The sequence below is a fragment of the Pseudoduganella sp. genome (assembly GCF_041914865.1).
Classification (GTDB): Bacteria; Pseudomonadota; Gammaproteobacteria; order Burkholderiales; family Burkholderiaceae_D; genus Rugamonas.
Genome location: NZ_JAYSCO010000001.1, coordinates 183,906 through 196,460 on the forward strand (window position 1 = coordinate 183,906; position 12,555 = coordinate 196,460).

A 12,555-nucleotide genomic window follows, 5' to 3' on the forward strand; every position below is an offset into this window, starting at 1 on the left:
TTCTGAAGAAATGTCCACTTTTCTTCCTGACCCCGAAGTGGACAGAAAAAGATAATCGGCAATGACGACCTCTCTTTTGCAATTGAACGCTTGTGATGCGGCTGCCTTTGTTGAGCACTTGGGCGGGATTTATGAGCATTCGCCTTGGATTCCGGAACGGGCGGCGGGGCGGCGGCCTTTCGCTTCGCTGGCGGCACTGAAACAGGCGTTGCAGGCGGTCGTCAACAATGCCAGTGAGGCGGAGCAGCTGGGCCTGATCCGGGCGCATCCGGAGCTGGCGGGCAAGGCGGCCATTGCGGGGCAGTTGACGGCGGAATCGACCAGCGAGCAGGCCAAGTCCGGCTTGAACCTATGCAGCGCTGAGGAGTTCGCGCGGCTGCATCAGCTGAATGCGGATTACAACGCGAAGTTCGGCTTCCCTTTCATCCTGGCGGTGAAAGGGCCGACCGGGCAGGGACTGACGCGCGAAGCGGTCATCGCGACCTTTGCGCGCCGCCTGAAGAACCAGCGTGCCGATGAAATGGCGGAGTGCCTGCGCCAGATCCACCGCATCGCCGAAATCCGCCTGAACGACCTGTTGGGCGTGACGCTGGAGTTCGGGCCGCAGATCATGCAGTGGTCGGAAGAGCTGGCGCAGTGGAGCGACGAGCCGGGCGCCCTTACCTGCGCCTACATGACCGAGGCGCACCGCGCCACCGCTGCCCAGTTGGCAAGCTGGATGCGCGAGGCTGGCATGCAGGTCGCGACCGATGCGGTGGGCAACGTGGTTGGCCGTTACCTGTCCGATGCGCCGGACGCGAAAACCATTATCACCGGTTCGCATTACGATACGGTGCGCAACGGCGGCAAGTATGATGGCCGGCTCGGCATCCTGCTGCCGATCGCTGTCGTGCGCCGCCTGCGCGAGCAGGGCGAGAAGCTGCCTTTCCACCTGGAGGTGATCGGCTTTGCGGAGGAGGAAGGCGTGCGCTTCCGCAGCACCTTCCTGGGCAGTAATGCCGTCGCCGGCAATTTCGATATGGCGCTGCTGGATGCGCTCGACGCGGACGGTACCAGCATGCGTGCGGCGCTGGCGGCGGCGGGCCACGATCCGGCCGCCATCCCCGGCATTGCGCGCCGCCGCGAGGACATTGCGGCCTACGTTGAAGTCCACATCGAGCAGGGCCCGGTGCTGCTGGAGCATGGCTTGCCGGTCGGCGTCGTGACCGCCATCGCCGGCAGTTCGCGCTTCCTGGTCGAGCTGCAGGGCGTGGCCAGCCATGCCGGCACTACGCCTATGCACATGCGCAAGGATGCGGCGGCGGCGGCGGCGGAAATCGTTCTGCTGGTCGAGCGGCGCTGCGCCCAGGGTGCGGCTTTGGTCGGCACCGTGGGGCAGTTGCAGGTACCGGGCGGCTCGGTCAATGTGATCCCGGGTGCATGCAAGCTTTCGCTCGACATCCGCGCTGCCGACGATGCCGTGCGCGAGGCGGCCGTGCGCGATGTGCTGGACGGCCTGGCGGCAATCTGCGCGCGCCGCGCCATTGAGTACAAGGTGGAGAAAATCGTGGAGGCAAAGGCTGCGCCGTGCGCGCCCTGGCTGATGCAGCTCTTGGGTGAGGCGGTGCAGCGCGCCGGCCTGCCGCGCTTCGACCTGCTGTCCGGCGCGGGGCACGATGCGATGGCGATTGCCGCCTTGACCGATGTGGCGATGCTGTTCACGCGCTGCGGCAACGGCGGCATCAGCCACAATCCGCTGGAGACGATGACAGCCGATGATGCGGAAGTCGCGGCGCAGGTGCTGCGCGACTTCCTGCGCCATTTCCCTACTTCCGGCGCGCCAGCTCCCTGATATCGGCCGAGTCGATTTCGACCTCGCCGCCGTCCTTCGCTGCGGCGATGATCTTTTCGGCGATCATCTCGTTGGCTGGGGCCAGGATGCTGAAGTGCGTCTTGCCTGCCACCTCGCGGAAGTGGATCGCCGAGTTCATGTTCTGGCTGCGCATGGCATGCAGGTCTTCCACATTGCCGCCGACCGCGCCCTCCAGCACGTACATCTCGCTGCGCACCGCATTCAGCCACAGGATCGGCGCGCGGCGCTTGATTTCCTCCTTGTCCTTCAGGTCGTAATAGTTGTAGTTCGTGCCGTAGTAGCTGGCCGACGCCACCGGGCCGAATGCGAAGATGCCGCGGAATTTGCTGGTGCTGGCAGCCACCAGCATTGCGAGCGTGCCGCCGGTGCTATGCCCGCCCAGGTAAATGCGCTTCGGGTCGACGTATGGCAGGCTGGCCAGGTAGTCGGCCGCTGCGATCACGTCATCCACTTCGCCATAGAAGCTTTCGCGCTGGCCCGGGTTGTCGTTCCCGCCGCGCAGGCTTGGCAGCATCAGCACCAGGCCGGGCCTGCGGTAGGCGGCTGCGCTCTGGTCGTTCTCGCGCGGTTGCGGCTTCCACATCTCGTCCAGCGAGTTGCTGTCGCCGCCTGTGATCCAGATGATGGCGGGGTACTTGCCGTCGCCTTCCGGCTTGGGGGTGACATAGGCCGACAGGGCGCCAACCGGGGACTTGTACTGCACGCGCTCGAATACGCCGGCTGGCGGCGCCGGGATGGCGGGATACTTCTGGCCATGGCGGATGATCTTGGTGGTAAAGCCTTGGCGCGCCTGCACCAGGGCCGATTCCTGCGCTGGCTGGGCATTCGCATGGGAAGCCAGTTGCAGCAGGCACGCCAGCGGCAAGGCGAGGATGAGTTGCTTAAATTTCATGAAAAATGCGGATTCTAACCCGCATCTTCCAGCGGCTGCTACACAGTACGCAATTGTGCGAGGATCTCCTCATTGTGCTGGCCGACCTCTGGAATCGCGTTCGGCGCGGCGGGCGCCGGTGTGCCGCTGAAACGGGGCGCGGCATTGGCCTGCAGCACGCCTTCGGTGGAGTAGGTGCCGCGCGCCTGCAAATGCGGGTGGCGCGCTGCTTCGGACGGCGCCAGCACCGGGGCAAAGCAGGCGTCGCTGCCTTCCAGCAGTGCGCACCATTCGTCGCGCGTGCGCATGGCGAACAGTTCGGCGAAGGCCCCGCGCTGCAGCGGCCACTGGCCCGCCGCGTGCTGGGCGGCGAAGCGGCGGTCGTTGGACAACCCGAGTTTTTCCAGCAGCAGCTGGTAGAACTTCCCTTCCAGCGCGCCGACCGTGATATCGCGCCCGTCCTTGCAGCGGTAGGTGTTGAACCAGTGCGGCCCGTCCAGTACCGAGGTGCCGCGCTGCTCGCGCATCAGCCCCGTGGCCGACAAGTCGAGCAGGAGGTTCATCATATGCGCCGAACCGTCGACGATGGCGGCATCGACCACCTGCCCTTGGCCGCCGCCACGCGCATGCAGGATGGCGGACACCAGCCCGAGCGCCAGGTAAAGTGCGCCGCCGCCCAAATCGCCCACCAGCGTCGGCGGGGCCACCGGCGGCACGTCGCCGGCGCCCGCATAGTGCAAGGCGCCGGACAAGGCGATGTAGTTGTTGTCATGCCCCGCCGCCTGCGCCAGCGGGCCATCCTGGCCCCAGCCCGTCATGCGGCCGTACGCGAGGCGCGGGTTGCGCGCCAGGCAGACGTCGGGGCCCAGGCCCAGCCGCTCCATGGCGCCGGGGCGCATGCCTTCGATCAGGCCGTCCGCGTCCTCGATCAAGGCCAGCACGGTGTCGACCGCGCCGGGCGCCTTCAGGTCCAGCGCCAGCGAACGCTTGCCACGGCGCAGGATGCCCGCCGTCGGGATCTCCGCCGGGCCGGGCCGCTCAACCACGATCACTTCCGCGCCCAGGTCCGCCAGCAGCATGCCGCAGAACGGACCCGGGCCGATGCCCGCAATCTCGATTATCCTGACGCCGGACAGCACGCCCATATCAACGCTCCGAGTAGTAAGTGGCGCCGCTTGCCGCCATCGCTTTCAGTTGCGCCGGCGGGGCGAAACGGTCGCCATGCGCGGCCGCCAGCTTTTCGCATTGCGCCACAAAGGCGGCGGAACCGGCATTGTCGATCATGCTCAACGGGCCGCCGCGGAACGGCGGGAAGCCCCATGCGAGGATAGCACCGACGTCGGCATCGCGCGCGGAGCGCAGCACGCCTTCATCCATGCAGCGTGCGGTTTCCACCGCCTGCACCACGGTCAGGCGTTCGACCACAGCCGCCACATCCGGCTGCACGGCGGCGCGCGGGAACAGCTCCGTCAGGCCGGCCCACAGCTGCTTCTTGCCGCCTTCCGGATAGTCGTAGAAGCCCTTGCCCGCCTTCTTGCCGATGCGGCCCAGTTCCACCATGCGCGCTGCGACTTCGTGGCCCGGACGCGCCTTATAGGCCTCGCCCAGGTCGAGGCGGGTCTGGCGGTCGATTTTCCAGATCAGCTCCGAGGACACTTCGTCGGTCAGCGCCAGCGGACCGACCGGCATGCCGGCCTGCAGCCCTGCGTTCTCGATCAGGGCCGGCGCCACGCCTTCCGCCAGCAGGGCCAGGCCTTCCAGCACGTAGGTCGAAAACACGCGGCTGGTGTAGAAGCCGCGCGAATCGTTGACGACGATCGGCGTCATGCCCAGCGCGCGCACCAGATCCATCGAACGCGCCAGGGTCGCATCGGAGGTCTGCTTGCCGACGATGATCTCCACAATCGCCATGCGGTCCACCGGCGAGAAGAAGTGCAGGCCGATGAAGTTCGCCGGGCGCGCGCTGGCTTCCGCCAGGCCGCTGATCGGCAGCGTGGAAGTGTTGGAGGCGAAAATCGCATCGTCCGCCAGCACCGCCTCGGCGCGGCGCGTGACGTCGGCCTTGATGGCGCGGTCCTCGAATACCGCTTCAACCACCAGTTCGGCCCCTGCCAGCAAGGCGAAATCCGTGGTCGGCGTAATGCGCGCCAGCAGGGCTTCCGCCTTTTCGGCCGTCACCTGGCCGCGCTGCTGCTGTTTCGCCAGCAGGCCTGCGGAGTAAGCCTTGCCGCGTTCCGCGGCTTCCTGCGCGGTATCGACCAGCACCACTTCGATGCCTGCCTTGGCCGCGACATAGGCGATGCCCGCCCCCATCATGCCCGCGCCCAGCACGCCGATCTTGCTGTACTTCTGCTGCGGCACGCCGGCCGGACGTGCCGCCAGCTTGTTCGCTTCGTTCATGCTGAAGAACAGCGTGCGGATCATGTTCTTCGCTTCCGGCGACAGCACGGTCTGCACGAAGTAGCGTGCCTCCGTCACCAGGCCGGTATCAAGGTCGGTGATCAGGCCTTCGTACACGCAGGACAGGATATTGCGCGGCGCCGGGTAGTTGCCGAAGGTTTTGGCGCGCAGCATGGCGTTGGCCGCCATGAACACTTGCTGCACCGCCGGCGACGAGACAGCACCGCCCGGAATCTTGAAACCTTTCATATCCCACGGCTGCTGCACACCGCCGGCAGCGATGGCGCTTTCCAGCCACGCGCGCGCGGAAGCCGCTTCGGTGCCGGCAGGGACAACTTCGTTCAGGATGCCCAGCTCACGCGCGGCTGCGGCGGTCAGGCGCTTGCCCTCCAACAGCAGCGGCAGCGACTTCTGGATGCCGACCAGGCGCGGCAAGCGCTGCGTGCCGCCGCCGCCCGGCAGCAGGCCGAGCGTCACTTCCGGCAGGCCGAAGCGCGCTTTCGGGTTGTCGGCCGCCACGCGGTAATGGCCGCACAACGCCACTTCCAGGCCGCCGCCCAGGGTCGTTCCCGGCAGCGCCATGGCAACCGGCTTGCCGCAAGTCTCCAGCTTGCGCAGCGCGCGGTCCAGCCGCACCACGCGCTCGAACAGCGCCTCCGGCGTCCTGGCGGACAGCAGCCATTCCAGGTCGCCGCCAGCGATAAAGTCAGGCTTAGCGGACGTCACCAGCACGCCCTTCACGGCGGCGTCGCCCACCACGCGCTCCACCAGCTCGCACAATACGGCGCAGCTCTCTTCATTCAGCACATTCTGGCTGCGCCCCGGCATATTCCAGCTCAGGGTGGCGATGCCGTGGGAATCCAGGCTGTAATCGATCATTGTCCGTCTCCCTTAAATGCGCTCGATGATGGTGGCAGTACCCATGCCCGCGCCTACGCACAGCGTGGCCAGGCCGGTCTGCAGGTTGCGGCGTTCCAGCTCGTCCAGCATGGTGCCGAGGATCATGGCGCCGGTGGCGCCCAGCGGGTGGCCCATGGCGATTGCGCCGCCGTTCACGTTCATCTTGTCGTGCGGGACGTTCATCACCTCCATGAAGCGCAGAACGACGGAGGCGAACGCCTCATTCAGTTCATACAAGTCGATATCGGACGCCTTCATGCCGGCGCGCTTCAGCGCCTTCTCGGCGGCATAGCTTGGGCCGGTCAGCATGATCGACGGCTCGCTGCCGATGGAGGCGAACGAGCGGATACGCGCGCGCGGCTTCAGCCCGGCGCGTTCGCCCGCCTCGCGGGTGCCGATCAGCACCGCCGCCGCACCGTCCACGATGCCGGAGCTGTTGCCGGCATGGTGCACGTGCTGCATGCGTTCGATTTCCGGATAACGCTGGGTGATCACCGCGTCGAAGCCAAAGTTGGCGCCCATCTCTGCGAACGATGCCTTCAGCGCGCCGAGCGACTCGACCGTAGTTTCCGGGCGCACCATTTCATCGCGCGCCAGGATAGTCAGGCCGTTACGATCCAGCACCGGCACCACGGAACGGGCGAAGCGGCCTTCCTGCCAGGCGCGGTGGGCGCGCTGCTGCGATTCGACGGCGTAGGCATCCACATCGCGGCGGCTGTAGCCCCAGATGGTGGCGATGGCATCCGCCGAGATACCCTGCGGGACGAAGTAGGAATCGAAGGCGCTTTGCGGATCGACCGGCCAGGCGCCGCCGGAGGAACCCATCGGCACGCGCGACATCGACTCCACGCCACCGCCAACAACCAAGTCGGACTGGCCGGACATGACCTGCGCGGCCGCCATATTGCACGCCTCCAGCCCGGAGGCGCAGAAGCGGTTGATCTGCACGCCCGCCACCGACTCCGCGTAGCCTGCCGCCAGCGCCGCCACGCGGCCGATGCAGGCACCCTGCTCGCCGACCGGCTCCACGCAGCCCAGCACGACATCATCAATCAGGCCGCTGTCGAAATGGCTGCGCGACACCAGCGCGCGCAGCGCCGTCTCCGCCAGGCGCAGCGGCGTTACGCCGTGCAGCGAACCATCCTTCTTGCCCTTGCCGCGCGGCGTGCGCACGGCGTCAAAGATATACGCTTCCAAGCTGTTCTCCTTTACAGGGTGCGGCTGATCAGTTCTTTCATGATTTCATTGGTGCCGCCATACACGCGCTGCACACGGGCATCGGCCCAGGCGCGGGTAATCGGGTACTCCCACATATAGCCGTAGCCGCCGTGCAGCTGCACGCATTTGTCCAGCACGCGGAACTGCATCTCGGTGGTCCAGTACTTGGCCATGGAGGCGGTGGCCGCATCCAGCTTGTCTTCCAGCAGCAGTTCCATGCAGCGGTCCACGAACACGCGGCACATCTGCACTTCGGTCTTGATCTCGGCCAGCGCGTGGGTGATGGTCTGGAATTCCGCGATCGGGCGCTTGAACGCTTTGCGGTCGCGCGTGTACTGCACCGTCCACTCCAGGCCGGATTCGGCAGCTTGCACCGCCATGATCGCGATCTGCATACGCTCCCAAGGCAGCTCCTGCATCAGGTACTTGAAGCCGGCGCCTTCCTCGCCCAGCAGGTTCTGCGCCGGCACGCGCACGTTTTCGAAGAACAGCTCGGACGTATCCTGCGCCTTCATGCCGGCCTTCTTCAGGCGCTTGCCCTTGCTGAAGCCCTGCATCGAGGTATCCACCACGAACAGGCTGATGCCCTTGGCGCCGGCGGTCGGATCGGTCTTGGCGACCACGATCACGCAGTCCGCATTCCAGCCGTTGGTGATGAAGGTCTTGGAGCCGTTCAGCACATAGTGGTCACCGTCGCGGATGGCGGTGGTGGTCACGCCCTGCAGGTCGGAGCCGGTGCCCGGCTCGGTCATGGCAATGGCGCCAATCATCTCGCCGGTCGCCAGTTTCGGGATGTAGTGCGATTTCAGGTACTCGCTACCGTAGTGCAGGATGTACGGCGCCACGATCTCCGAATGCAGCATGAAGCCCGGACCGGAGGCGCCAATGCGCGCCTGCTCTTCGATCAGCACCATGCTGTAGCGGCGGTCGACGCCCACGCCGCCGTACTGCTCCGGCATGGTCGGGCACAGGAAGCCTGCGGCGCCGGCCTTCTGCCAGGCGTCGCGGTCGACGTAGCCCTGCTCTTCCCAGCGCTCGTGGTGCGGGGCGATTTCAGTTTCCATGAAACGGCGCGCGGACTCGCGCAGCATCTCGTGTTCTTCAGTAAATAAAGTGCGAGGGATCATCAGGCAAAGTCTCCGTATTTTGTTATAGGTCAACTGACCGAAATAGTATCGGTCAGTTGACCGATTTGTCAATCGAACGGATAATTCGCGCTGTATGAGAAAAAAGACAGACACGCCCCTGCAGGCAAAGGATTCCAACACCACCACCAAAGGATATGAGCGCGCCAGCGCCATCCTGGAGGCAGCGCGGCTGTTGCTGGCGCGCGACGGCTATGCCGCGCTGGCCATGCGCAGCGTGGCGCAGCAGGTGGGCGTGAGCTTATCGACCGTGCAGCACTACTACCCCAGCCGCGACGCGCTGATCGAAGCGCTGCTGGAGCAAACGTTTGCGCGCTACCAGGCCGGCATCGACGAGCGCGTGGCCGCCGCCGGCACCGGCCCGCGTGTGGAACTGTTCGAGTCGATCATCGACTACTTCCTGGCCGACTTGCGCGACCAGGTATCGAGCGGCTTGTTCTTCGAGATTGCCGCGCTGGCCAACCGCCACCCGGTGGCCACCAAGCTGTTCGACACCATGATGACGCGCGCCCGCCGCACCCTGCGCAACCTGATCCACGAGATCGATCCCGAGCTGTCGATGGCCCAGTGCGAAATCCGCGGCACGCTGATCGTGGCGCAGATGCTGGGCACCATGCTGTTCATTTCAGAGACCCGCCCACAGCACAAGGAACTGGCCGACCTGGCGCACGAAGCCACCGTCGCCATCACCCGCATCGCATTCGGCCGCTGACTGATTTAGTCCGGCCAGTCTTGCACATCCAGATCTGCGCTCATCATCATGAACGACTTGTCGCGCGTGACCAGGATGCCCCCAACTGCATGGGCGTGCGCCGCTATCAGCATGTCCATACGAGACAGGATCCTTTCCTTGCGCTCATACTTCGCCTGCAGGTAGGCATACGATTTCGCTGCTTCCCGAGTCCAGGGAAGCACTGTGACCCTGATCAGGAACGCATGGATCCGAGAAGCCAGGCCGCCGGGGTTGCCGCACTTTTCAAGACCATAACGCAGCTCGGCTTCCGTGATAACCGATAAAAAGGCCGAGCTTAGCGGCAATTGCGCGAGCCTCAAAATAACTCCGGGCTTATCGCCCTTGATAGCGTGACTCGCAACGTTGGTATCGAGCAAGTGCGGCTTCATTACTCTTTACTGAAGGGATCGCGTGGCGATTCGGAGGCGCCTCGTTCGATGCCGGCCATGAAATCTGGTGGTACCTCAGTAGACTCATACAACGCGAACAAGCCTTCCCAGTTCTTCGGCTTACTGGAAAGAATAACGTCGCCCGTGACGGGGTCGCGGCTGATGAACACTTCCGTTCCATCAAACCTGTAATCCTTGGGCAGGCGTACTGCCTGGCTGCGGCCCGTGAAGAAAAGTTTGGCTGTATCACTCATAGCTTCACTATAGGGCGGGCGCGATACATATCAAGATAGATACGCCCTCCCTATTGCGATGCATCAAGCATTTCCTGCCAAGCAAGCGATCTCACACGACGCCGGCGCGCTCCAGCATGGCGTGAAGCAGCACGTTGCAGCCGGCCTCCAGGTGCTCCTTCTTGGCGTCTTCGATCTCGTTGTGGCTGATGCCGTCCTTGCAGGGGACGAAGATCATGCCGGCGGGGGCGACGCGGGCGGCGTAGATGGCGTCGTGGCCGGCGCCGGAGACCACATCCATCGTGGAGTAGCCGAGCTTCTCGGTGGCCTTGCGCACGGCGCCGACGCAGTCGGGATGGAACGGGCATGGCGGGTAGTACGACACGCGTTCGATCTTGATCGGCAGGCCGGTGTCGGCGGAAGTCTTGTCGACGAAGGCGAGAATCTCTTCGTGCATCTTGTTCAGCAGCTCGTCGTTCACGTTGCGTAGGTCGATGCTGAACTTGACCTGGCCGGGAATGACGTTGCGGCTGTTGGGGAAGACCTGCATCATGCCGACCGTGCCGCGCCCGTATGGCGGGTAGCGGTTGGCGATGGCCACCACTTCGGGGATGATCTGAGCGGCGACCTGCATGGCGTCTTTGCGCAGGTGCATGGGCGTGGGGCCGGCGTGGGCTTCCATGCCGGTCACGGTGCAGTCGTACCAGGACAGGCCCATCACGGCTGGCACCACGCCGATTACCTTGTCGGCATCTTCCAGCACGGGGCCTTGTTCGATATGGGTTTCGAAGTAGGCGCCGATGGGGTGCTGGCCGGGCACCTGGTCGCCTTTGTAGCCGATGCGTTCCAGTTCTTCGCCGACAGTCTTGCCTTCGGTGTCTTTGGCGGCGTAGGCGTGTTCCAGGGTGAAGGCGCCGCAGAAGACGCCGGAGCCCATCATTACGGGGACGAAGCGGGAGCCTTCTTCGTTGGTCCAGAAGGCGACTTCGATCGGGGCTTTGGTGCGGATGCCGCGGTCGTTCAGGGTGCGCACGACTTCCAGGCCGGCCAGCACGCCGTAGTTGCCGTCGAACTTGCCGCCGGTGGGCTGGGTGTCGATGTGGCTGCCGGTCATGATGGGGGGCAGCGAGTTGTCTTCGCCGTCGCGGCGCATGAAGACGTTGCCGATCTGGTCGATGGTGATCGAGAGGCCGGCGTCGCGCGCCCAGCTGGTGACCAGGTCGCGGCCTTGTTTATCGAGGTCGGTCAGGGTCAGGCGTTTGACGCCGCCTTTTTCGGTGGCGCCGATTTTGGCCAGTTCCATCAGCGAGTCCCACAGGCGGTCGCTGTTGATTTTCAGGTCGCTCATTTGTTTGCTCCTTTCTAACCGGAAAACCGGCAAACCGGTGTCTGACCCAATGGGTGAGACACCGCACTACCGGTTTAAGGTGTGGTCGGACTGAACGCAGGCCGGTCGATATGGCGCCCGGCGCCTTCAACTGCCCGCAGCTCGCCACGATGGAAAACAACCTTCCCGGCTGCCACCGTGGTGCTTGGAATGCCTTTCACGGTACGCCCCTCAAAGACGTTGAATCCGCCCTTGGCAAACTGCGTCTTGGCGGAGATGGTGCGGCTGCCTTCCGGGTCCCACACCACGATATCGGCATCCGACCCCGGTGCGATCAGGCCCTTGCGTGGATAGATATTGAAAATCTGCGCCGCATTGGCCGACGTCACACGCACGAACTCGGACGGCGTCAGCTTGCCACTGTTGACGCCTTCATCCCAGATCACGGCCATGCGGTCTTCCACCCCGCCGCAGCCGTTCGGGATCTTGGTAAAGTCGTTGCGGCCCGCTGCCTTCTGCTCGGCGCAGAAGGTGCAGTGGTCGGTGGCGGTGGTGTGCAGGTTGCCGCCCTGCAGGCCCTGCCACAGCGCTTTCTGGTGCTCGCGGCTGCGAAACGGTGGGCTCATGACGTGCCCCGCTGCGAAGTCGAAGTCGGGGTGGTCGTACACGCTGTCGTCCACGATCAGGTGCCCCGCCAATGCCTCGCCATACACGCGCTGGCCGGCGGCACGGGCGCGCGTGATGGCGTCCAACGACTCTTTGCACGACACATGCACGATATACAGCGGCGTCTTCAGCACATTCGCAATCGCGATGGCGCGGTTGGCCGCCTCCGCCTCCACGGCGGGAGGGCGCGACAGCGGATGTGCGCGCGGGCCGGTGATCCCCTGGCGCAGCAAGTCCTGCTGCAGCTGGTACACCAGCTCCCCGTTCTCGGCATGCACCGTTGGAATAGCGCCCAGTTCCAGCGCCCGGCGGAAGCTTTTCACCAGCGTCTCGTCATCGGCCATGATCGCGTTTTTGTACGCCATGAAGTGCTTGAAGCTGTTCACGCCATGCTGGCGCACCAGCGTACCCATATCCTCATGCACCTGGTCCGACCACCACGTGATCGCCACATGGAAGGTGTAGTCGCCTGCCGCCTTTTCCGCCCAGCCGCGCCACTGGTGGTAAGCCTCGAGCAGCGGCTGCTGCGGGTTAGGGATGACGAAGTCGATGATGGTGGTGTTGCCGCCGGCCAGGCCGGCTGCGGTGCCGGTGAAAAAATCGTCCTGCGTGACGGTGCCCATGAACGGCAGGTTCATATGCGTGTGCGGGTCGATCCCGCCCGGCATCACATACTGGCCGCCGGCATCGACGATCTCGGCCCCGGCCGGCGCCGCCAGCCCCGGCCCCACCGCGACAATCTTGTCGCCCTCGCACAGCACATCGGCGCGGAAAGCACGGTCCGCGTTCACTACAGTCCCGCCACGAATCAGTGTTGCCAT

At 64.9% G+C, this 12,555-nt stretch carries 11 protein-coding genes; 2 read left to right on the top strand and 9 right to left on the bottom strand.

Annotation, left to right across the window (positions count from 1 at the left end):
- The first annotated feature begins 61 nt into the window (after positions 1–61).
- Positions 62–1,831, top strand: a complete 1,770-nt coding sequence (locus ACE3TQ_RS00730; protein ID WP_374579972.1) for an allantoate amidohydrolase — start codon at positions 62–64, stop codon at positions 1,829–1,831.
- Here the strand turns inward: ACE3TQ_RS00730 and ACE3TQ_RS00735 are convergent.
- The 5 genes from ACE3TQ_RS00735 to ACE3TQ_RS00755 are packed head-to-tail and all read right to left on the bottom strand — an operon-like array spanning position 1,806 to position 8,368.
- The gene (locus ACE3TQ_RS00735) at positions 1,806–2,744 is read right to left on the bottom strand and encodes an alpha/beta hydrolase family protein (RefSeq protein ID WP_374579973.1); all 939 of its coding nucleotides are present in this window, start codon (positions 2,742–2,744) and stop codon (positions 1,806–1,808) included. The two genes, ACE3TQ_RS00730 and ACE3TQ_RS00735, sit on opposite strands and share 26 nt — an antisense overlap.
- Before the next feature lie 38 nt (positions 2,745–2,782).
- Positions 2,783–3,868: a CaiB/BaiF CoA transferase family protein gene (locus tag ACE3TQ_RS00740; RefSeq protein WP_374579975.1), complete on the bottom strand. Its 1,086-nt coding sequence runs from the start codon at positions 3,866–3,868 to the stop codon at positions 2,783–2,785.
- Between the two features lies 1 nt (position 3,869).
- A complete protein-coding gene (locus tag ACE3TQ_RS00745) occupies positions 3,870–6,002 on the bottom strand; it encodes an FAD-dependent oxidoreductase (RefSeq protein ID WP_374579976.1) in 2,133 nt (710 codons plus the stop codon).
- A gap of 12 nt (positions 6,003–6,014) precedes the next feature.
- Positions 6,015–7,220 carry an acetyl-CoA C-acetyltransferase gene (locus ACE3TQ_RS00750; protein ID WP_374579977.1) on the bottom strand — a complete coding sequence of 402 codons (1,206 nt, stop codon included), beginning with the start codon at positions 7,218–7,220 and terminating at the stop codon, positions 6,015–6,017.
- An 11-nt stretch (positions 7,221–7,231) separates the two neighbouring features.
- Entirely contained in the window at positions 7,232–8,368 is a 1,137-nt protein-coding gene (locus tag ACE3TQ_RS00755; protein ID WP_374579978.1) for an acyl-CoA dehydrogenase family protein, read from the bottom strand.
- 94 nt (positions 8,369–8,462) lie between these two features.
- On the opposite strand from ACE3TQ_RS00755, the gene ACE3TQ_RS00760 reads away from it, so the two are divergent.
- Positions 8,463–9,098: a TetR/AcrR family transcriptional regulator gene (locus tag ACE3TQ_RS00760; RefSeq protein ID WP_374579979.1), complete on the top strand. Its 636-nt coding sequence runs from the start codon at positions 8,463–8,465 to the stop codon at positions 9,096–9,098.
- A gap of 5 nt (positions 9,099–9,103) precedes the next feature.
- Here the strand turns inward: ACE3TQ_RS00760 and ACE3TQ_RS00765 are convergent, their stop codons facing one another.
- The 4 genes from ACE3TQ_RS00765 to hydA form a co-directional block, all read right to left on the bottom strand.
- On the bottom strand, positions 9,104–9,508 hold the full coding sequence (locus tag ACE3TQ_RS00765; RefSeq protein WP_374579980.1) for a type II toxin-antitoxin system VapC family toxin: 405 nt from the start codon (positions 9,506–9,508) through the stop codon (positions 9,104–9,106).
- Entirely contained in the window at positions 9,508–9,762 is a 255-nt protein-coding gene (locus tag ACE3TQ_RS00770) for an antitoxin (protein WP_374579981.1), read from the bottom strand. The genes ACE3TQ_RS00765 and ACE3TQ_RS00770 overlap by 1 nt, the downstream gene beginning before the upstream one ends.
- A gap of 91 nt (positions 9,763–9,853) precedes the next feature.
- The gene (locus ACE3TQ_RS00775) at positions 9,854–11,089 is read right to left on the bottom strand and encodes a Zn-dependent hydrolase (RefSeq protein ID WP_374579982.1); all 1,236 of its coding nucleotides are present in this window, start codon (positions 11,087–11,089) and stop codon (positions 9,854–9,856) included.
- A 74-nt stretch (positions 11,090–11,163) separates the two neighbouring features.
- Positions 11,164–12,555 (bottom strand): dihydropyrimidinase, encoded by a 1,392-nt coding sequence (hydA, locus tag ACE3TQ_RS00780; protein ID WP_374579983.1) that lies wholly within the window; start codon positions 12,553–12,555, stop codon positions 11,164–11,166.